The 20711-nt window shown below is 40.0% G+C and carries 20 protein-coding genes and 2 tRNA genes; 19 read left to right on the top strand and 3 right to left on the bottom strand.

Features of this window, described 5'->3' with window-relative positions; genetic code table 11:
* Positions 1–16 precede the first annotated feature (16 nt).
* Positions 17–448, top strand: coding sequence for an FtsB family cell division protein (locus tag AC6CH1_RS18535; RefSeq protein ID WP_251691529.1), 432 nt, complete (start codon positions 17–19; stop codon positions 446–448).
* Between the two features lie 242 nt (positions 449–690).
* Positions 691–1119, top strand: coding sequence for a S1 domain-containing RNA-binding protein (locus AC6CH1_RS18530; RefSeq protein WP_008408265.1), 429 nt, complete (start codon positions 691–693; stop codon positions 1117–1119).
* A gap of 119 nt (positions 1120–1238) precedes the next feature.
* Here the strand turns inward: AC6CH1_RS18530 and AC6CH1_RS18525 are convergent, their stop codons facing one another.
* The 3 genes from AC6CH1_RS18525 to AC6CH1_RS18515 form a co-directional block, all read right to left on the bottom strand.
* Entirely contained in the window at positions 1239–1427 is a 189-nt protein-coding gene (locus tag AC6CH1_RS18525; RefSeq protein WP_251691527.1) for a sodium:potassium antiporter, read from the bottom strand.
* A gap of 133 nt (positions 1428–1560) precedes the next feature.
* Positions 1561–1632, bottom strand: a tRNA-Glu gene (locus tag AC6CH1_RS18520).
* Positions 1633–1638: 6 nt separating this feature from the next.
* A tRNA-Met gene (locus AC6CH1_RS18515) sits at positions 1639–1715 on the bottom strand.
* 255 nt (positions 1716–1970) lie between these two features.
* On the opposite strand from AC6CH1_RS18515, the gene AC6CH1_RS18510 reads away from it, so the two are divergent.
* The 17 genes from AC6CH1_RS18510 to lysS all read left to right on the top strand — a co-directional run bounded on the left by AC6CH1_RS18510 (position 1971) and on the right by lysS (position 20268).
* Positions 1971–4325 carry a SpoIIE family protein phosphatase gene (locus AC6CH1_RS18510; RefSeq protein ID WP_498318775.1) on the top strand — a complete coding sequence of 785 codons (2355 nt, stop codon included), beginning with the start codon at positions 1971–1973 and terminating at the stop codon, positions 4323–4325.
* Between the two features lie 21 nt (positions 4326–4346).
* Complete coding sequence (gene tilS, locus AC6CH1_RS18505) at positions 4347–5753, top strand: tRNA lysidine(34) synthetase TilS (RefSeq protein ID WP_498318773.1); 1407 nt, start codon at positions 4347–4349, stop codon at positions 5751–5753.
* Between the two features lie 32 nt (positions 5754–5785).
* The gene (hpt, locus tag AC6CH1_RS18500; protein ID WP_251691524.1) at positions 5786–6328 is read left to right on the top strand and encodes a hypoxanthine phosphoribosyltransferase; all 543 of its coding nucleotides are present in this window, start codon (positions 5786–5788) and stop codon (positions 6326–6328) included.
* 186 nt (positions 6329–6514) lie between these two features.
* Positions 6515–8551, top strand: coding sequence for an ATP-dependent zinc metalloprotease FtsH (gene ftsH / locus AC6CH1_RS18495; RefSeq protein WP_251691523.1), 2037 nt, complete (start codon positions 6515–6517; stop codon positions 8549–8551).
* 251 nt (positions 8552–8802) lie between these two features.
* Positions 8803–9570, top strand: a complete 768-nt coding sequence (locus AC6CH1_RS18490) for a type III pantothenate kinase (RefSeq protein WP_498318771.1) — start codon at positions 8803–8805, stop codon at positions 9568–9570.
* 17 nt (positions 9571–9587) lie between these two features.
* The gene (gene hslO, locus AC6CH1_RS18485; RefSeq protein ID WP_251691518.1) at positions 9588–10469 is read left to right on the top strand and encodes an Hsp33 family molecular chaperone HslO; all 882 of its coding nucleotides are present in this window, start codon (positions 9588–9590) and stop codon (positions 10467–10469) included.
* On the top strand, positions 10453–11430 hold the full coding sequence (locus AC6CH1_RS18480) for a peptidyl-prolyl cis-trans isomerase (RefSeq protein ID WP_251691516.1): 978 nt from the start codon (positions 10453–10455) through the stop codon (positions 11428–11430). The genes hslO and AC6CH1_RS18480 overlap by 17 nt, the downstream gene beginning before the upstream one ends.
* A gap of 297 nt (positions 11431–11727) precedes the next feature.
* On the top strand, positions 11728–12663 hold the full coding sequence (gene cysK, locus AC6CH1_RS18475) for a cysteine synthase A (RefSeq protein ID WP_251691514.1): 936 nt from the start codon (positions 11728–11730) through the stop codon (positions 12661–12663).
* Between the two features lie 147 nt (positions 12664–12810).
* Positions 12811–14220: an anthranilate synthase component I family protein gene (locus AC6CH1_RS18470; RefSeq protein WP_498318768.1), complete on the top strand. Its 1410-nt coding sequence runs from the start codon at positions 12811–12813 to the stop codon at positions 14218–14220.
* Positions 14217–14786 (top strand): aminodeoxychorismate/anthranilate synthase component II, encoded by a 570-nt coding sequence (gene pabA, locus AC6CH1_RS18465; protein ID WP_498318767.1) that lies wholly within the window; start codon positions 14217–14219, stop codon positions 14784–14786. The genes AC6CH1_RS18470 and pabA overlap by 4 nt, the downstream gene beginning before the upstream one ends.
* A 12-nt stretch (positions 14787–14798) precedes the next feature.
* Positions 14799–15662, top strand: a complete 864-nt coding sequence (gene pabC / locus AC6CH1_RS18460; RefSeq protein WP_498318766.1) for an aminodeoxychorismate lyase — start codon at positions 14799–14801, stop codon at positions 15660–15662.
* Positions 15646–16506, top strand: coding sequence for a dihydropteroate synthase (gene folP, locus AC6CH1_RS18455; protein WP_498318765.1), 861 nt, complete (start codon positions 15646–15648; stop codon positions 16504–16506). Before pabC ends, folP begins: the two co-directional genes overlap by 17 nt.
* 10 nt (positions 16507–16516) lie before the next feature.
* Positions 16517–16885, top strand: coding sequence for a dihydroneopterin aldolase (gene folB / locus AC6CH1_RS18450; RefSeq protein ID WP_340716911.1), 369 nt, complete (start codon positions 16517–16519; stop codon positions 16883–16885).
* On the top strand, positions 16882–17403 hold the full coding sequence (gene folK / locus AC6CH1_RS18445) for a 2-amino-4-hydroxy-6-hydroxymethyldihydropteridine diphosphokinase (RefSeq protein WP_498318763.1): 522 nt from the start codon (positions 16882–16884) through the stop codon (positions 17401–17403). The genes folB and folK overlap by 4 nt, the downstream gene beginning before the upstream one ends.
* Positions 17355–17558, top strand: coding sequence for a helix-turn-helix domain-containing protein (locus AC6CH1_RS18440; RefSeq protein ID WP_251691500.1), 204 nt, complete (start codon positions 17355–17357; stop codon positions 17556–17558). The genes folK and AC6CH1_RS18440 overlap by 49 nt, the downstream gene beginning before the upstream one ends.
* Before the next feature lie 21 nt (positions 17559–17579).
* The gene (gene dusB, locus AC6CH1_RS18435) at positions 17580–18590 is read left to right on the top strand and encodes a tRNA dihydrouridine synthase DusB (protein ID WP_427714165.1); all 1011 of its coding nucleotides are present in this window, start codon (positions 17580–17582) and stop codon (positions 18588–18590) included.
* 175 nt (positions 18591–18765) lie between these two features.
* Positions 18766–20268 carry a lysine--tRNA ligase gene (gene lysS / locus AC6CH1_RS18430; protein ID WP_498318761.1) on the top strand — a complete coding sequence of 501 codons (1503 nt, stop codon included), beginning with the start codon at positions 18766–18768 and terminating at the stop codon, positions 20266–20268.
* Positions 20269–20711 lie beyond the last annotated feature (443 nt).

Raw genomic sequence — 20711 nt, 5'->3', positions numbered from 1 at the left:
GAGGGAGGAGACGGAAATGGGAAGAAGAAATGTGCAAGAAGAGCTACATAACCATAATGTCCAGTCGTTGAATAACGATTATGTCCGCTCAAATCCGCAAGCAAAAGCTCAAATTAAAGCAAAAATTGCTGTACGTCGTCGCAGAAGATTAGCAGTATTTTTCATTTTAGCAACTGTAGTAATAGCCGTATTAGTAAAAGCGAACATGGTCCAAAGTGATCGCCTCGCCGCGAAACAAGAAGCGAAAGCCGCGGTTGAAGAACGATTGGAAGAAGCGCTTCACAGACAAGAGCTATTGAATTTGCAGATTGCGAAGCTGGAAGATGATGAGTATATTGCGAAGCTGGCAAGAAAAGAATTTTTCCTTTCTGAAGAAGGCGAAATTATTTTCACAATACCGAATAAATCGGACAAAGAAAATAAAGACAAGCCTGAAGATGACAAATAATATTGTAAAACGCGTTATATAAAGAAAAATGTGACTTTGAAATTTAATAAAAAACCAGTCAGTATTGTAATTTCGTGATAAAATTTCTGGTATTAATTGCCTTTAGGTAGAGTGTCTTGTTGACACTCTTTTTATGTTAGCTATAATTAGAGAAGAAGCTATTGAACAAAAGTTTCATTATAATTGATAAATGGCTTTTCAATCGAAGAGTCTCTTAAAATTTAAGGAGGAGCATTTTTTTTATGTCAATTGAAGTAGGCAGCAAAGTACAAGGTAAAGTAACAGGAATCACAAATTTCGGTGCATTCGTTGAGCTTCCAGATGGGAAAACAGGTTTAGTTCACATTAGTGAAGTGGCAGATAACTACGTAAAAGATATTAACGAGCATCTTAAAGTAGGCGATGAAGTCGAAGTTAAAGTGATGAATGTTGAAGCGGATGGAAAGATTGGTCTTTCAATTCGTAAAGCAAAGCCTCAAGCTGAGCGACCAGAGCGTCCACAGCGTCCTCGTCGCGAAAACAACCGTTCTAACGATCGTAATGATCGTCAACCAAAAGAGAACTTTGAACAGAAGATGGCGCGTTTCTTAAAAGATAGCGATGAGCGTTTAACTACATTAAAGCGTGCAACTGAGTCTAAGCGCGGTGGCCGTGGAGCTCGCAGAGGATAATTTTGCTGGCTGTTTGAACGTAGAAAAAGTGTCAAATAGATAAAGCGATGGATTGTAAGTGCAAAACTTACAATCCATCGCTTTTTTTCGTAAAGAAGATATAGGGGTCCGTAATTAGATCATTCTTTTTCAGAGTTATGCTTGATGAGCACACGGATAAGGGTAACAAAGCAAAAAATGCCTCCAATTAAACCGATTGCAATCATAATTATTTGTAATGGGAGCGGCAAGTTTGTCAATATGACGCCTCCAACGACTAGAAGCATGCTAATACCGCAAAGAAAAGCTAAATATGTAAAGTTTTGCACCAAAGAAAACGCCTCCTCTTATTTAATAAGTATAATGTATAAGGGAGAGTGTGTGTCACGAAATTACAGAATACGAATAGAGACAAAAATAAAAGCCGCCTAGGAATACTAAGTTCCTAAACAGCTTTTGAGATGACCCGTACGGGATTCGAACCCGTGTTACCGCCGTGAAAGGGCGGTGTCTTAACCACTTGACCAACGGGCCTATAAATGGTGGCGGCAGAGGGAGTCGAACCCACGACCTTTCGGGTATGAACCGAGTGCTCTAGCCAACTGAGCTACACCGCCAAAATTAACAACAAAACTAATAATACATTGCAGTCTATTTAGTGTCAACACTATTTTTTTGTAATTTCCACTATCATAATACGCATAAAGTTACTTTGTATTATTTTTTGTAATTTCTACTAAAAAACGCGTAAAAACGCGCATATTACCGTAAAAAAACCGTCGAACAATTTTTTGACGCCAATCCTACAAACAGACAAATTTCACTTTTTCAGCTTTATATAATAGCGTTAAAAAGAAAAGGTGATAGTAAAAATGGTGACATTAAATAATCAAAATGAGTTTCAAACACTAAACATAAGCTTATTCTTATATAAAGAAAAATCGAGAATGATAATAGCGAGTGTTATAGCGTTTGCAGCTTTCTGTTTTGCACAGGCAGTTTTCTTTGAAGCTGTTACTCCGTTATTTTTACCTTTTTGGCTTGTTATTCGAACGAGATTTGTCTCATTTCAGAAGAGTGCTTTACTAGGGGGAATACTAGGAACGCTCTTTCTTGGCTTTGGACAAGCAGCTGTTGTTTTAGTGCAGCTTTTCTTCATGGAATGTCTCGTCCGGTTTAAGTTTATAAAAATATCCCCTTACTTTTTACTAGCCAGTACAATTATTGCTATTCAACTAGCATGGCAGATGATGCTTCATAGCGGTATGCCATCCGTCATGACATTATTTTATATCGTATATGAATGCTTTTTTGCGGTATCGATTTTGTTTTTTATGCGTATTTTGACATTGCCGAGTAAAGAAAATGGAAATATCGAGTGGACAAGAGAAAAAATAACGGCAATTATTGTCGTTTTGGCCGGTATGTTGATCGGCATGGAAAACTTAGCGCTTTTTTACTTTTCAATGGCGCTGATCGTTCTTCACTTCCTCATTTGCCTTGTAGCCTATGCCTCTACGGTTGGAGCTACGGTCATCTTTTCATTATCTCTTGGCTTTTTTATCGGCTTAGCAAACTTATCTTTCACAGGTATGATGATTTTATATGCTTGTACGGGGCTGGTCGCAGCTTTTGTACAAAATCAGGGACGTTATGTCGTTGCGCTCTTTAGTTTTCTGCCAAGTATCTTTTTCTTCTTTTATGATGCGACATTACCGATTGATAGTGTTTATTTTATATCGATGCTTACAGGGGCCATCATTTTTCTGCTTTTGCCGAAAAATATACTTGAGTATTGTAAAATGTACTATAAACAAACAACAGTCAGCATCATTCAAGTGAACCGTAATGAAGTGGTGGAAGTGCAGCTTAAGCAGTTTCAGCAATTTGTATCTTTTATGAAGGAGCTTGTGTTTGATCATTTCACACAAAATAAGACCAAAAGTAAGACAACTGCAGAACCGTTTCTAATTTGCTCCAGCTGTTTCAAATATGAAGAGTGCTGGGGGAGAAACGGGGAGATGGAAGGAATTATTGATTCGTGGAGATTAGCAAAAAGAAGTACGAAACCGGTTAGCTGGATTCGGGTAGAAGAGCAGCTGAAAGGGAAATGCATTAAATCTTCTAAATTGCTGGAAGAACTAGAGTCTGCTTTACACAAAGAGCATATGGAGAGACAGTTCTATCATGGCAAAAAAATGATTGCCTTACAGCTTCGGGATTTAAGCAGTCACTTTGAAAAGCTGTTAAACAGCCAGCGATTAGAAATCGGCACATCGGAAATGGATGGGGAGATGCAGCAATTTTTAAAAGAACATGATATTAACTGTTTGCATATTCAGTGGATAAAAAATGAAATAGGGAATCGAGAGTTCGTTTGTTATGTCGCAGATCATCGTGATGCACATGTCGTTATCCACCAACTAGAGCAGCAACTGTTTGAATTTTTGCATGAACCATTGAAAGGTGAACAGATTTACGAGCAGCACTCGCCTATTTTTTACCGTCAAATTAAGTTTACTTCAGCAATTCGTTATCAGTTGGAGTATGATATATATACGTATTCCCACGCAAATCATGCAATTTCCGGTGACTCTTACCGTGTGTTTCCGATTCATCCGGGACTTATGGCGATTATGCTGTCGGATGGAATGGGGACGAATGTGCGAGCAAATCGTGAAAGTGAACGCTTAATTCAAATGATGCAGGATTGCCTTACGTATAACATGGATCCTGAAACAGCGATGCACACAATGCATTATGTAATGTCGCTGAAAAACGATTCGGACATGTATGCAACAATGGATTTTGCACTTGTCGATTTACAGTTCGGCCATTTATGGTGTTGGAAAGCGGGAGGCATGACGACATATGTGTTAAGAGGGAATGATCTATTCAAAATAGAAAGTACAAGTGCCCCTATTGGTTTTCTACCTAATTTCGCAATTGATACGGAAATGACGCAATTATTGTCAGAGGATGTTATTTTAATGATTTCTGATGGATTATTTTCACCATCTGCGCAATGGGATGCACAGGAGCAATTATTTATCAGGCTGATTCGTCAAGGGCTGGAAAATGGCGCTTCCATCCAGGTTGTACTATTCGATGTAATGACGCAATTCAAACAAAGATACCCGATTGCAGACGATTGCACCGTAATGCTATTCCGTTTGCAGCATGTAATAAAACCGTGGCAAGTATTCAGACCAGCAATCACACATTGAAATGTAATATGAGGTGAGTAAATGCACACTTTAGAACATCAAGTATTAGCGTATATAAAAGAGCAGCAGCTTATTAAAAGTGGAGAAAAACTATTAATTGCTTGTTCAGGAGGCGTTGATTCAATGGCGCTTCTTTCTTTTTTTTATCATTTCCGAAACTATTTTCAAATTGAGCTCGCCGTGGCGCATGTTGACCATATGCTGCGCGGCGAACAATCTGCTCAAGACCTCCAATTTGTTGAGCAAGCATGTAATGACTGGGCGATACCTTTCTATAGCTGTGCGATACCCATTGCGGAAATCCACAAAAAAGAAGGCGGAAACATTCAGGCGATTTGCCGGAAGGAACGCTATCATTTCTTTGAAACCGTCATGCATACACATAAGTTTTCAAAATTAGTAACGGCACATCATGCGGACGATCAGCTCGAATCAATGTTAATGGCATTGACGAAAGCGAGTTCACTAAACGGATTGAAAGGTATTTTACCGTCACGTAAATTTCAACAATTTACCGTAATTCGTCCTTTTTTGATGGTTACAAAAGACGAAATTGGGGAATATTTACATAGTAAAGGTCATTTATACCGTGAAGATCCAAGCAATGCAAAGAATAACTATACCCGCAATCGTTTCCGTCACAATGTCGTCCCAGTCTTGAAGGAAGAAAACCCCCTTGTTTCCCGGCACGCAGTCCACATTGCACAGCAGCTTTTAGATGATGATTCGTATTTAATGGAGCTTGCAGAAGAGCGTTTTTCGAAGCTTTTTCAGAAAGTCGACAAAAATTGTTATAAAGTGAAGGTTTCGGAACTGCAAAAAGAGCCACTTGCTTTACAAAGAAGGCTCATTTTAATACTATTAAGTTATCTTTATAACGATTCAAATACGATTCAAAGCTACGCACTTTGTACGACGATTTTGACGTTATTCTCAACGTCGGATGGAAGTCGTACACTTGATTTACCGGAGAATTTTATTGCGCGTCAACAATACGATGAAGTTGTATTTGAATATAAGCAGCAGGACTTGCCGACATCAAATCAACAAATCGCTTTGAATGAGTGGTGTGTGCTTGGAACGATGCGCATATATATTGGGGAACTTGCACGATGTGATGAGGACTTACTGCAAAAGTATCCGCATCACTTTTTCACCGCATCAACTGTATCGTTTCCCTTATTCGTAAGGGCTCCCAAACAAGGGGATCGTATTTTGCTACAAGGTATGCCGCATCAGAAAAAAGTATCTCGCATTTTTATTGATGACAAGATTCCTTTAACAAAAAGAGCTAGCTGGCCATTGTTAGTCGATGCTAATGATGACCTTTTAGCGATAGTAGCTGTACGCGTTAACAATAAATTTTCTAATGTAAAGTCGGCATTGCATGAAATGGTGCTTCTTGTCGATAGCAATGAACGTCTTTAGAAAGTTTGAACAATAAAAGGAGGAATCTACTCATGATTCAAAATGACATCGAAAAAATTATGATTACAGAAGAACAAATCCAGGAACGTATTAAAGAGCTTGGCGCTCAATTGACAGAGGAATACAAAGACATGTTCCCATTAGCTGTCGGGGTGCTAAAAGGTGCAATGCCATTTATGACGGATCTGATGAAACGTTTCGATTCTTATGTCGAGCTGGACTTTATGGATGTTACTTCATATGGGAATGCAACTGTTTCATCTGGAGAAGTAAAAATTCTTAAAGACTTAAATACAAGTGTTGAAGGTCGCGATGTCATTATTATTGAAGACATTATCGACAGTGGTTTAACTTTAAGCTATTTAGTGGATTTATTTAAATACCGTAAAGCAAAATCGATTAAAATCGTAACGTTACTGGATAAGCCATCTGGTCGTAAAGTGGAATTGAATGCAGATGTTGTTGGCTTCGAAGTTCCGGACGGTTTTGTTGTAGGCTACGGTCTAGATTATGCAGAGAAATATCGTAACTTACCTTACATTGGAATTTTAAAACGTGAAGTATACTCATTCTAATATTTTTTAGATTGTACAAACCTTCAATTTTAAGGCAAGCATCCAGGACATAAGTAGTAAATGAGCGCATTTTGTCATAATTCGTTTTAACGTTTAAAATGTGCGGTGCTTTTTATTGTATGAAAATTTCAACGTATGTTAAGATTTTACTTATAGTTTTTCTGTAACGTTGTGAGGAGGCTGGGGATGAATCGAATATTTCGATACACCATATTTTATTTACTAATATTTCTCGTGATTATCGGGATTTTTGGAACATTTAATGGTGGAAAAAAGACAACTGAAAACCTTGATTACTATGCGTTTTTTGAGGCTTTAGAGAGCAATGAGATTGCTTCTATGGACATACAGCCTGAAAGAGGCGTGTATAAGATTGTAGGTCAGATGAGAGGCGCTGAAGAAGGCGAAACTTTCACAGTGAACGTTTTACAAAATGACCAAACTTCTGTAGACCGTATTTTGCAAGTTGAAGAACAAGTTGCAAACGGTGAATATCCAGGAGTGGAAATTTTAGAACAACCACAAACAAGTGGGTTCGTAACATTCCTTACGAGCATCATTCCATTTGTCATCATTATTATTTTATTCTTCTTCTTACTAAGCCAATCGCAAGGTGGCGGTAATAAGGTGATGAACTTCGGGAAGTCAAAAGCTAAGCTATTTGATGACACGAAGAAAAAAGTTCGTTTCAATGACGTGGCAGGTGCCGACGAAGAGAAACAAGAACTAGTTGAAGTAGTAGATTTCTTAAAAGATCACCGTAAATTCACTGATATCGGTGCACGTATTCCTAAAGGGATTCTATTAGTAGGTCCTCCAGGTACAGGTAAAACATTACTTGCACGTGCTGTTGCCGGTGAAGCGGGCGTACCATTCTTCTCGATTTCAGGTTCTGATTTCGTAGAGATGTTCGTCGGTGTCGGTGCATCTCGTGTTCGTGACTTATTTGAAAACGCTAAGAAAAATGCCCCATGTATCATTTTCATCGATGAGATTGATGCAGTAGGTCGTCAACGTGGTGCAGGTCTTGGTGGTGGACACGATGAGCGTGAGCAAACATTAAACCAATTACTAGTTGAAATGGATGGTTTCGGTGCAAACGAAGGTATTATTATCATCGCTGCAACAAACCGCCCGGATATTCTAGATAAAGCATTATTACGTCCTGGTCGTTTTGACCGTCAAATTACAGTTGGTCACCCAGACGTAAAAGGCCGTGAAGCAATCCTTAAAGTACATGCACGCAATAAGCCATTATCAGATACAGTTGATTTGGCAGCTGTTGCACAACGTACACCAGGATTCTCAGGTGCAGATTTAGAAAACTTGTTAAACGAAGCAGCACTAGTAGCAGCTCGTAAAAACAAAAAATCAATAAACATGGCTGATATTGATGAAGCTTCTGACCGCGTAATTGCCGGTCCTGCAAAAGCAAGCCGTGTATACTCTCCAAAAGAGAAAAAGCTTGTTGCATTCCATGAAGCTGGTCACGTAGTGGTCGGTCTTGAATTGGATGAAGCAGATACTGTTCATAAAGTAACGATTGTCCCTCGTGGTCAAGCTGGTGGTTATGCCATCATGTTACCGAAAGAAGAGCGTTTCTTCACAACGAAGCAAGAGTTACTTGACCGTATTGCCGGATTGCTTGGCGGACGTGTTGCGGAGGAAATCGTGCTTGGCGAAGTATCAACAGGTGCACATAATGACTTCCAGAAAGTAACGAGCATTGCACGTGCAATGGTAACAGAATACGGAATGAGCAATAGTCTTGGTGCTGTTCAATACGGTTCAAACCAAGGCGGTAACCCATTCTTAGGTCGTGACTTCGGTTCAGATCAAAACTATTCTGATACAGTAGCATATGAAATTGATAAAGAAGTTCAGCGTATCGTTGATGAGCAATATGCCCGTACGAAACGTATTTTAACAGAGCGTCGTGATTTACTAGATTTAATCGCAAATACGTTAATTGATAAAGAAACGTTAAATGCACAGCAAATCGAACATTTACGCGACCACGGTATATTACCTCCTGAAGAGGCGGTAGTAGAATCTGAGCTTCCAAAAGAACAAAAAGAAGCAACACCAACAATTGAAACTGCTGGTAATGTTTCGATCAACAAAGAAGTTCAAGGTGAAAAGAAATCACCAACAGTTGAAGATTTACCGAAAGACGTTTCAGATGATCGCCCGCAAGGCATCGATGAAGACCGTCCAAAATAATACAATGAAACTGACTATTTCCTGGGAAAAGGAGATAGTCAGTTTTTTTCTTCTTAATATATTTCCTTTTGACATAACAGAAGTTGATTAAAATAGAGGACGCAAACTCTAGCGGAAAGCGTCTGTCCGCTTGGCAAATCAACGGATGTTGTTGAAAGGGAAGGATTGCCGGCTAAAAATACTGAATACTGTATAGTAGATGGCCAAATATGGTATGATTTTTTTCAGTACAGGAAAAGTAGGTGCCACTTGTGAATTTAGTAATGAATGCAGGTAACTCCAATATCATTTTAGGAATTTATCATCAGGATAAACTTATCCATCATTGGCGGACAGAAACAAACATACGAAAAACTGAAGATGAATATGCGATGCAATTTAAGGCGTTTTTTGCTCATGAAGGCATTTCATTTGAACAAGTAAAAGGGATTATTATATCCTCAGTTGTGCCACCTATCATGTTTGCACTTGAATTAATGTGTAAAAAATATTTCAGTATCCAGCCTTTAATTGTAGGGCCTGGTGTAAAAACAGGCTTGAATATAAAGTATGAAAACCCGCGTGAAGTTGGGTCAGACCGTATCGTGAATGCGGTTGCCGCATTACAGCAATATAGCGGCAGGCCACTAATTATTATCGATTTTGGTACAGCGATTACGTATTGCTTTATTAATGAGCGAGGCGATTATTTAGGGGGAGCCATTGCACCTGGTATTGCTATATCAACAGAGGCGCTCTATACGCGTGCTGCCAAATTACCTCGCATAGAAATTGCCCATACATCGCAAGTTGTGGCAAAGAATACGGTAGCTGCTATGCAGGCGGGTGTTTTTTACGGTTTTTTAGGACAAGTAGAAGGCATCGTCAGTCGTATGAAAGCTCAAAGTAAAGAAGAGCCCCTCGTAATTGCAACTGGCGGGCTGGCTAAATTAATCGCTAATGAAACCCAGATGATTGATGTTGTCGATCCGTTTTTGACACTCAAGGGACTTGCGACGATTTATAAAAGAAATCAATAGAAAAGAGGAATTTCAACATGAAAGACTACTTAGTAAGAGGAATTGCATATGACGGACAAGTTCGTGCATTTGCAACAAATACAACTGAAACTGTAGGAGAAGCACAACGCCGCCATAATACATGGCCTGTAGTATCTGCTGCGCTTGGCCGTTCAATGACAGCATCTGTAATGATGGGTGCGATGTTAAAAGGGGACGACAAAATTACGGTAAAAATCGAAGGGAACGGTCCAATCGGTCCAATGGTTATCGATGCAGATGCCAAAGGAGATGTGCGTGGCTTCGTTACAAACCCACATGTTCACTTTGAATTAAATGAACAGGGGAAACTGGATGTACGTGCAGGTGTCGGTTCTCAGGGAGCACTTACAGTTGTTAAAGATTTAGGTTTACGTGATATGTTCTCAGGCCAAACACCGATTGTCTCAGGAGAAATCGCTGAAGACTTCACATACTACTTCGCTTCATCTGAACAGGTACCTTCTTCAGTAGGCTTAGGTGTATTAGTAAATCCGGATAATACAATTTTAGCTGCAGGTGGCTTTATCATTCAATTAATGCCTGGCTGTGATGAAGAAACGATCGAAGCAATTGAAAAACGTTTATCATCAATTGAGCCTGTATCAAAAATGATTGAAAAGGGATATTCACCAGAGCAAATTTTAGAGGCGGTATTAGGAGAAGGAAACGTTCAAATTCTTTCATCAATGCCTGTACAGTTCCAATGTCAATGTTCAAAAGAGCGTTTTGGTGCGGCAATTATCAGTTTAGGTGTCGGTGAGATTCAGGAAATGATTGACGAAGATGGTCAAGCAGAAGCACAATGTCACTTCTGTTTAGAAAAGTACCACTTCGATAAAAGTGAACTTGAAGGCTTTGTGAATGAAATCCAATCGTAATTTACACCAAACACCACAACCAACACAAAATAATTTACCGTACACACAACGACGCTTAAAAACAAAACCTACGTTGATGTTATTGTTACTATTGTTAATCGGAAATCTATTTTGGTTTGTGCTATGGTTACTCCCATCTGATGAAAAAACGTCAGAAAAAGAAGATGGCGGCGGCGAAAACATTGCTGCCGTCGAGGGAGATCCAATTACACGCCAACAATGGCTTGCTGAAATGGAAAACCGATATGGAAAAGAAACATTGCAGAGTTTAGTAAATGAAGCTGTTATGGAAAAAGCGGCGAAAAAATATAAACTCGATGTAAAAGAAGAAGAGATTGATTTAGAAATCGCCTTATTACGCTCGGCACAAGATTCAAATGATACAACTCTACATAGCTTATCTCCGGAGCAACTGCGTCAAAAAATGCGTGCTCAACTCATCCTCGATAAAGTATTAACAAATGATATTGTTGTAGAAGAGGATGAGGCTAAAAAATATTATGAAGACAATAAGTCGATTTATAATATTCCAACTACACACCGAACAAGTATGATTATCGTGAACTCAAAAGAGGACGCGGAACGAGTGGAAAAAGAGCTGAAGGACGGCTCTGATTTTGCGGTTCTGGCACGTGAACATTCATTGGATACAGCTTCGGCTAGTTTAGGCGGCGATATTGGCTTTATTTCATCAAGTCAATCGGCAGTCGATCCTGCAATTTTACCAGAAGTGGAAAAACTGAAGGAAGATGAAACTTCCAAACCATTTGTATTAAGCGATGGGCGCTATGCGATCGTCAAGGTTACAGAGAACATGGAAGGGCAGTCATTCAGCTTTGATGAAGTAGAAGGCCATGTAAAACGTCAGCTTGCTTTAGAACAGCTGCCACCTTCCATTACACCGGAAGCTTTCTGGGCAGAATTTAATGCCACATGGATTTACGGAGAATCCAAAAATTAACGCAGGATTTTAGACAGGCAAGGACAGAAGTTGAAGTTTTTAGTGAAAGAGAAACTTTTATTGAGAAACTGCTACTTTATAAAATTGATTGGAATGGAGGGGCCACGCCCGCGGAAAGCGTCCCCTGGAATGGAAATCAATTTTGCTGTCCCTGCCTTTTTATTAAGTAAACCTAAATAGTCAGAAATTTTCCAAAAATTTCGTTTCAATTAATTGACAAGTAGTATTAAAAATTGATAAGATACAAATTAAGTAAAACCTATTGAATTGGTAGGGATTTGGAGAGGAATGGATAAAATGAGTAAATTAGCAAATTCAGTGGCGGACTTAGTAGGTCGCACACCAATCGTAAAATTAAACAATGCAACAAGTGAAAATGAAGGTACAGTTTACGTAAAACTTGAATACTTTAACCCAGGTTCTTCAGTTAAAGACCGTTTAGCTTTAGCTATGGTTGAAGCGGCAGAAAAAGATGGCACATTAAAGCCAGGCGGCACAATCATTGAACCGACTTCTGGTAACACAGGTATCGGTTTAGCAATGATTGCAGCAGCTAAAGGCTATAAAGCAGTTTTAGTAATGCCTGAAACAATGTCATTAGAGCGTCGCAACCTTTTACGTGCTTATGGTGCTGACTTAGTATTAACACCAGGTCCAGAAGGTATGAAAGGTGCAATTGCAAAAGCAGAAGAATTATCTAAATCAGAAGGATACTTCTTGCCACAACAATTCAAAAACGAAGCAAACGCAGAAATTCACCGTTTAACAACAGGTCCTGAAATTGCGGAAGCATTCGAGCAAGAAGGCTTAAAATTAGATGCATTTGTTGCAGGTGTAGGTACTGGCGGTACAATTACTGGTGCAGGTGAAGTATTGAAAAATAAATTCCCTGAAATCGAAATCATCGCTGTTGAGCCTAAAGATTCTCCAATTCTTTCAGGTGGTAACCCTGGCCCACATAAAATTCAAGGTATTGGTGCAGGTTTCATTCCGGACGTATTAAACACAGAAGTATATGATTCTGTATTACCGGTTGAAAACGAAACAGCATTCGAATATGCACGTAAAGTAGCGCGCGAAGAAGGTATTTTAGCTGGTATTTCTTCAGGTGCAGCGATTTACGCAGCAATCGAAACTGCAAAACGTTTAGGTAAAGGCAAAAACGTATTAGCGATTATTCCCTCAAACGGTGAGCGCTACTTATCAACACCTTTATACCAATTTGAAGACTAATTAAAATTTATCTAAGAAATTATAAAAGCCATTTTGCGAGAACAACTCTCGTAGAATGGCTTTTTTCTTAGAAACTGCTAAGTTAAAAATGGATTTTTACAGCGTTATCGAGTTTAATTAAGAAAAAGGTAAAGCAGGTGTAAATTGATGCAACAACTAGAAACACATACTTTTTACATGACAAAAGATGAATTTTATTATAGTTTCCAAGAACAGACGGCAACGGAAAAACAGCGGACGTTTATGGAAAGCGGTCGTGGAGGGCATTATTCAATCGCCGCATGGCAGCCAATTGCAAAGGCAAAGTCAGTGGCACAAGGTCTTGAACTAACTTGGAAAAATGGAGAAACAGAGCTGAAAACAGGTGAAGCACTCGCGGAGCTGGAAAAAGTGATCGCCAAGTACAAGCTTGAAGCGAATCCGAAACTACCTGATTTCCAAGGTGGGGCAATTGGTTTTATTTCATATGATTATGCGCGCACGATAGAATTCCTTCCAAATGAGGCGGAAGATGACTTGCAAGTACCGGATCTTTATTTTTATTTATTTGATCATTGGGCAGTACATAATGTACAAACAGGTGAAGTGACATTGATGAAATTTGCTACTAGTGAAGTTGATTTACTTTCATGGCAAACGGATTGGCAACAGCATGCGGTAGCCGGATTGGAAAAGCGTCATTTTAATCAGGAAACAGCAAAAAATATGCAGCAGGATGAAGCGGAATTGCAAGTCTCCTTCAGTGGAGATGCATTTGAAGCTGCTATACATAAAATTCAGCACTATATTGGACAAGGTGATGTGTTCCAAGTGAACTTGTCTGTGCGTCAGGCGAAAAAGCTTTCGGCTGCACCGATTACGATGTATGAGGCAGTTCGTTCGTTTAATCCTTCGCCGTATATGGCTTATATTGAAAGTGAAGATTTTGCCGTTGTTAGTGGCTCTCCGGAATTGCTTGTGAAACGTAAAGGAAATGAGCTTTCAACAAGACCGATTGCTGGGACACGTCCGCGCGGAGCATCAGAGGAGCAGGATTTAGCGTTGGCCAATGAACTCATTGAACATGAAAAAGAGCGTGCAGAACATGTCATGCTAGTTGATTTGGAACGCAATGATTTAGGACGGGTGAGCAAATACGGGACGGTAGAAGTAAATGAGTTCATGGTGATTGAGCATTACTCACATGTAATGCATATTGTTTCGAATGTTCGAGGAGAAATTGCGCATGGAAAAACAAATGCGGATGTGATTCGGGCGATGTTCCCGGGTGGAACGATTACAGGGGCACCGAAAATCCGTACGATGGAAATTATTGAAGAGCTTGAGCCGGTACGCCGTGGTCTTTATACAGGATCGATCGGCTGGATTGGCTATACAGGCGATTTGGAATTAAATATCGTTATCCGTACAGCGTATATTCAAGATAGCATTGCATACATTCAGGCGGGCGCCGGAATAGTCATCGATTCGATTCCGGAAAACGAGTATATTGAATCAATGAATAAAGCGAAAGCAATGTGGCAGGCAAAAGCAATGGCAGAAGAGGTGAGCAAATGATTTTAATGATTGATAATTATGATTCGTTTACATACAACTTAGTGCAATACTTCGGTGAATTCGGTCATGAACTGGTCGTAAAGCGCAATGACGAAATTACGGTAGAAGAAATCGAAAAGCTCCGACCGATGATGCTTGTTATTTCACCAGGGCCTTGTACACCAAACGATGCGGGGGAAAGTCTTCGGATTATCGAACATTTCACAGGGAAGCTTCCGATTCTAGGTGTGTGCTTAGGTCATCAGGCAATTGCACAAGTGTTTGGCGGCGATGTAGTCCGTGCAGAGAGATTGATGCACGGGAAAACTTCACCTGTTCTTCATAATGGGGTTGGTCTGCATAATAAGAATGCGAACCCGTTTTTAGCAACGCGTTATCACTCGCTGATCGTAGAACCTACAACATTACCGGACTGTCTGGAAGTAACGGCTTGGACAGAGGAAGGCGAAATTATGGGTCTGCGTCATAAACAGTATCCGATTGAAGGAGTTCAATATCATCCTGAATCGATTATGACTGAAGACGGCAAGCAACTGTTACGAACATTTATTGAGACGTATTGTTAGGAGGGATGGGCGATGCTTTGTTGGATGAATGGCCAGTATATCGATGAACAGGACTTGAAAATTTCCCCGTTTGATCACGGTTTTTTATATGGTCTCGGTTTTTTTGAAACGTTTCGGACATATGAGGGCAAGGCTGTCTATTTGCATGAACATTTCAGCCGCCTGCTGGAAGCGTTAAAAGAGTACCGTATTCATTTTCCGTATACGCTACAGAACATAGAAGAGGTCATTGAAAAGCTCAATGCACAGGATGGCAAAGAAGGGTATTTTCGTTTAAATGTATCGGCTGGTGTGCATTCGATTGGACTTGCTCCGTCAGAATATAACGAACCAACCGTTATTCTGTTTCGTAAAGAACTGCCGAAAATGGTGCGCGGTACAGAAAAAGAGGCGGTCTGGCTGAAAACAGCACGTAATTCTCCTGAACAGCAGATCCGCTATAAAAGCCATCATTACGGCAATAATGTTCGAGCGCGGTTAGAATTGCCGAGTTTAGCGACACAAGAAGGTTTCTTTACGGATCAGGACGGTGTTGTAGCAGAAGGTATTACGTCAAATGTCTTTTGGATAAAAGATGGTATACTGTATACGCCTTCTACTAATTTAGGTATTTTACCGGGCATTACCCGAAAAATAGTCATTCAACTCGCTGACGAACTTCAAATCCCGGTCCGAGAAGGCCGCTTTATGGCATGGGAATTGGAACAGGCGGATGAATGTTTTATTACAACGGCTGTACAGGAGCTTGTACCGATTTCCCGTATTGGGAAGGTACAGTTTGCCGGCAGTGAAGGCAGACTTTATAAAAAGCTGCATCAAATATATTTACAAAAAATCAATACGCGTTTAGGAGACCGTCATGTTAGAAAACTATAAAGTACTCACATTAAATGGGATTGAGCTGGATTTCCGCAAAGAAACATTCGTGATGGGCATTTTAAATGTAACACCGGACTCATTTTCGGATGGCGGCAAGTTCAATTCGATAGAAAAAGCCGTTGCCCAGGCGAAAAAAATGGTGGCAGATGGAGCGAAAATTATCGATGTCGGCGGGGAATCAACACGCCCTGGTTATATACGAATTTCCGATGAGGAGGAAATTGCACGTGTCGTACCGGTAATTCGAGCGCTTTTAAAAGAAGTACCTGCGATTATTTCAATTGATACGTATAAATCAAATGTTGCGCGTGCCGCAATTGAAGCGGGTGCACATATTATTAATGACATTTGGGGCGCAAAGGCGGATCCGGAAATGGCAAGTGTCGCGGCAGAACTCGATGTACCGATTATATTAATGCATAACCGTCTGTCAGATCAGTACGATAACTACTTTGCTGAATATATGGCCGATATGCAGGAAAGTATTGCGATTGCAAAAGCAGCCGGAGTAAGAGACGAGCATATTTTCCTTGATCCGGGCATCGGTTTTGTGAAAAGCTTAAGTGAAAGCATTGAAACGATGCAACGCCTTGATGAACTTGTTGCATTAGGATATCCGGTATTGCTTGCGACATCGCGCAAGCGTATGATTGGGTCAATTTTAGAATTACCTGTAGAGGAACGAGTGGAAGGGACAGCCGCTACTTGTGCATTTGGTGTCCAAATGGGCTGCCATATGATGCGTGTTCATGATGTTAAAGAAGTGGCGCGTACAGTAAGAATGATGGATGCGCTTGTAGGGAAATTTGAAGTACAAGGTGAATTGGCACCGAGACATTAAGGAGTTTGCAATGGATTACATTCATTTAAAAGAAATGCAGTTTTTTGGTTATCACGGTGTATTACCGGAAGAGAACGTATTAGGGCAACGCTTTCGGGCTAATGTATCGCTTGCTGTGGACATGAAACGTGCAGGTGAGACGGATGAGCTGGATCATACGGTAAGTTATGTTGGCGTTTATGATATCTGTAAAGAAGTGATTGAAGGGAAGCCGTTTAAATTGATTGAAGCAGTTGCGGAAAAAGTTGCTTCAAGTATTTTAACGCAATATGAAGGTCAGATTTTTGGGTGCCGCGTCGAAATTATTAAGCCTGATCCTCCAATACCGGGACATTACAAAGAAGTCGCGGTCGAAATTACAAGAGGGCAATTCGTATGACGACAGCCTATTTATCGATTGGTACGAATATTGGTGAGCGTGAGCAAAACTTGCAAGACGCGGTAAAGCTGCTCATCGCACATGAAGCGATAACTGTAACAGCGATTTCTTCAATTTATGAAACGGCAGCAGTCGGTTTTACAGATCAGGCTGATTTTTTAAATATTGCCGTTGCTCTTGAGACGGAGCTTGATGCCCATAATCTTCTAGCGCAATGTCAAAAAATCGAAAATGATCTTGGCCGTGTTCGTGAATTCCGCTGGGGACCGCGAATAATCGATTTGGACATTTTGCTGTACGGTCAAAAACAATATGAAACAGAAGCCTTAACGATTCCACATCCTCGTATGTATGAGCGTGCATTCGTTCTTGTGCCGTTAGAAGAGATTATGACGCAAAATTATGATATGCTTGTAGGCGTGCAAAAATCGTTACATGCACTTGATATAGAGAAAGAAGGCGTCAATCTGTGGAAGAAAATCAATACGGTCGCAGAATTCGTGCCTTTCGAAAACTGAAACGAATTCAGCAAACCGAATTTGCAAAACATATTGGTATATCTGTAACAATTTTAGGGCGGATTGAACGAGGCGAGAAACAACCCTCTGAAGAACAGCTTCAAACAATTGCAGATGTATTACAAATAGATATAATCGAATTAAAAGGTGAATAACCTGGTGGAGGGAACAAAAAGGTGTCAAACATCGACCAAAAGCCTTTCCAAATAGGCGATATTATTATGGATAACCGTGTCGTTCTTGCTCCGATGGCTGGAATCTGCAACTCGGCTTTCCGATTAACGGTAAAAGAATTTGGTGCAGGGTTAGTCTATGCGGAAATGATCAGTGATAAAGCGTTGAATACCCGCAACAAAAAAACATTGGACATGCTTTATATCGATGAGCGAGAAAATCCGATGACACTGCAAATTTTCGGAGGAGACAAAGAAAATTTAGTAGAGGCGGCAAAATTTGTAGACAAACATACAACAGCCGACATTATCGATATCAACATGGGTTGTCCTGTAAACAAAATTATTAAATGTGAAGCTGGCGCAAAATGGCTTCTTGATCCGAACAAAATTTACGAAATGGTTTCAGCTGTTGTCGATGCAGTCGATAAGCCGGTTTCGGTAAAAATGCGTATCGGATGGGATGAAGAGCGTGTATTCGCTGTAGAAAATGCTCAAGCAGCAGAACGTGCAGGTGCAGCCGCGATTGCAATGCATGGTCGAACACGTGTGCAAATGTATGAAGGTAAGGCAAACTGGGATGTCTTAGCTGAAGTGAAAAAAAATATTAGCATCCCGTTTATCGCGAATGGGGACGTGGAAACACCGGAAGATGCAAAGCGCATTCTGGAACATACGAATGCAGACGCGGTTATGATTGGTCGTGCTGCTTTAGGAAATCCATGGATGATCTATCAAACGGTGAAATACTTGGAATCAGGTATTCAAATTCCAGAGCCTTCTATTCGTGAAAAGATGGACGTTTGTTTACTTCATTTTGAACGTTTAAAAGCACTTAAAGGTGAAAAAGTGGCGGTAAGAGAAATGCGTAAACATGCATCATGGTATTTAAAAGGAATTCGCGGAAACGGGAAAATCCGTAATGCCATTAATTTAACAGAGACTGAGCAAGATTTACGTATTCTTTTAAATAGTGTGGCAGATGAATACGAAGAAGAAGCGGTTATTGTATAAACAGTAATGAAAGGCATCAGCTGATGATGCCTTTTTGTTATGTAAAGGGAAATCACTTAACGGAATTGTCTGATATTTAAAATTAATTCGAAACAGGTGAATCACCCAAAGAAATACTGTACAATGGAAACATTATGGACTATTGTGCCGTTTTGGAGCGCAAAAACATTAAGGAGTGAAATACGTGTCAAATATCGAAGAATTAAACGACCAACTTTTGGTGAGACGCCAGAAGATGACAGATATTCGCGAAAACGGTATGGACCCATTCGGCAGCCGTTTTGAACGCACACATTTATCGAACGAAATTATTGCAGAAAATGAGCAATTTGATAAAGAGCAATTAGAAGAAAATCCACGTGAAGTTGTAATCGCTGGACGTATTATGACGAAGCGCGGTAAAGGTAAAGCTGGTTTTGCGCATATCCAGGACTTAGCTGGCCAAATCCAAATTTATGTACGTAAAGATGCAATCGGTGAAGAAGCATATGAATTATTCAACAAAGCAGATCTTGGGGATATCGTAGGGGTAAAAGGAAACGTATTCCGTACGCAAGTTGGAGAGTTATCTGTTAAAGCGACAGAGTTCACTTTCCTGACAAAAGCGTTACGTCCGTTACCTGATAAATTCCACGGCCTGACAGACGTAGAACAACGTTACCGTCAACGTTATGTAGACTTAATGACAAACGATGAATCAAAAACAACATTCATCCAACGTTCAAAAATTATCCGTGCAATCCGCAACTATTTAGATAACAATGGTTATTTGGAAGTTGAAACACCAATGTTGCATACAATTGCAGGTGGTGCGGCGGCTCGTCCGTTCATTACACACCACAATGCATTGGATATGGAATTATATATGCGTATCGCTATCGAGCTGCATTTAAAACGTTTAATTGTTGGCGGCTTGGAAAAAGTGTATGAAATCGGCCGTGTATTCCGTAACGAAGGTATTTCAACTCGTCACAATCCGGAATTCACAATGATTGAATTATACGAAGCGTATGCAGACTATAACGATATTATGGATTTAACAGAAAACCTTATTGCACATGTAGCTCAAGACGTTCTTGGTACAACATCTGTACAATATGGTGAAGATACAATTGAATTAGGTGTTGGCTGGAAACGCGTGCATATGGTAGATGCAGTTAAAGAAGCAACTGGTGTAGACTTCTGGGTACCGATGACTGTAGAAGAAGCACGCAAACATGCTGCTGAACACGGTGTGGAAATTAAAGATGCACATGAAGTAGGTCACATCATCAATGAATTCTTTGAGCAAAAAGTAGAAGAAACATTAGTACAACCTACTTTCGTAACAGGTCACCCAGTGGAAATTTCCCCATTAGCGAAGAAAAACCCTGAAGACCCACGCTTCACAGACCGTTTTGAGCTATTTATCGTTCGACGTGAGCATGCAAATGCCTTCACAGAATTAAATGATCCAATCGATCAACGTGAGCGTTTTGAAGCTCAAATGGCTGAGAAAGAAGCTGGAAATGACGAAGCACATGAAATGGATAATGATTTCATCGAAGCACTAGAATACGGTATGCCGCCAACTGGTGGTTTAGGTATCGGTATCGACCGTTTAGTAATGTTGCTAACGAACTCACCATCAATTCGTGATGTTTTATTATTCCCGACAATGCGCCATACAACGAAATAAGTTTATTTAGAGCCCTGCGTTATTCGCAGGGCTCTTTTCTTTATTATAGAAAGAAAAGTGTACTTATTTGTTCTGGTGAACAATAAGAGTGTGTTGGTGGTTAGAGTACTATAGAAGGATATAAGGAGATGAGGAAGCTATTAGGCGTACTTTTCTATATGTATTGAAAGGGAATTAAGTGAAGCTATATAGATTTTGATAAAAAGTATAATATTTTTTAAAATAACTATTGCAATATAGTTATAGGGGTGGTATATTATTTCTTGTCGCTAAAACGTGACGCAACAAATTACAAAGTTCTTTACTTTTCGACTTTAGAGTGGTAAAGTTTAAGAGTTACTGAATTTACAGTGAAATATGGGTTAAAAACTTTTTGAAAAAAAGTTGTTGACATTCATATCACATAAATGGTAAGATATAAAAGTTGTCACAACGACAACGCA

This window comes from Solibacillus sp. GQ1 (genome assembly GCF_059758555.1).
The sequence above is the reverse complement of the archived record's forward strand: the minus strand, read 5'-3'. Positions and strand labels throughout refer to the sequence as shown.

Excerpts from the sequence above, each read along its gene's own strand:
- AC6CH1_RS18535 (WP_251691529.1), top strand. The coding sequence starts at position 17 with ATGGGAAGAAGAAATGTGCAAGAAGAGCTACATAACCATAATGTCCAG.
- AC6CH1_RS18530 (WP_008408265.1), top strand. The coding sequence starts at position 691 with ATGTCAATTGAAGTAGGCAGCAAAGTACAAGGTAAAGTAACAGGAATC.
- AC6CH1_RS18510 (WP_498318775.1), top strand. The coding sequence starts at position 1,971 with ATGGTGACATTAAATAATCAAAATGAGTTTCAAACACTAAACATAAGC.
- tilS (WP_498318773.1), top strand. The coding sequence starts at position 4,347 with ATGCACACTTTAGAACATCAAGTATTAGCGTATATAAAAGAGCAGCAG.
- hpt (WP_251691524.1), top strand. The coding sequence starts at position 5,786 with ATGATTCAAAATGACATCGAAAAAATTATGATTACAGAAGAACAAATC.
- ftsH (WP_251691523.1), top strand. The coding sequence starts at position 6,515 with ATGAATCGAATATTTCGATACACCATATTTTATTTACTAATATTTCTC.
- hslO (WP_251691518.1), top strand. The coding sequence starts at position 9,588 with ATGAAAGACTACTTAGTAAGAGGAATTGCATATGACGGACAAGTTCGT.
- AC6CH1_RS18480 (WP_251691516.1), top strand. The coding sequence starts at position 10,453 with ATGAAATCCAATCGTAATTTACACCAAACACCACAACCAACACAAAAT.
- cysK (WP_251691514.1), top strand. The coding sequence starts at position 11,728 with ATGAGTAAATTAGCAAATTCAGTGGCGGACTTAGTAGGTCGCACACCA.
- AC6CH1_RS18470 (WP_498318768.1), top strand. The coding sequence starts at position 12,811 with ATGCAACAACTAGAAACACATACTTTTTACATGACAAAAGATGAATTT.
- pabA (WP_498318767.1), top strand. The coding sequence starts at position 14,217 with ATGATTTTAATGATTGATAATTATGATTCGTTTACATACAACTTAGTG.
- pabC (WP_498318766.1), top strand. The coding sequence starts at position 14,799 with ATGCTTTGTTGGATGAATGGCCAGTATATCGATGAACAGGACTTGAAA.
- folP (WP_498318765.1), top strand. The coding sequence starts at position 15,646 with ATGTTAGAAAACTATAAAGTACTCACATTAAATGGGATTGAGCTGGAT.
- folB (WP_340716911.1), top strand. The coding sequence starts at position 16,517 with ATGGATTACATTCATTTAAAAGAAATGCAGTTTTTTGGTTATCACGGT.
- folK (WP_498318763.1), top strand. The coding sequence starts at position 16,882 with ATGACGACAGCCTATTTATCGATTGGTACGAATATTGGTGAGCGTGAG.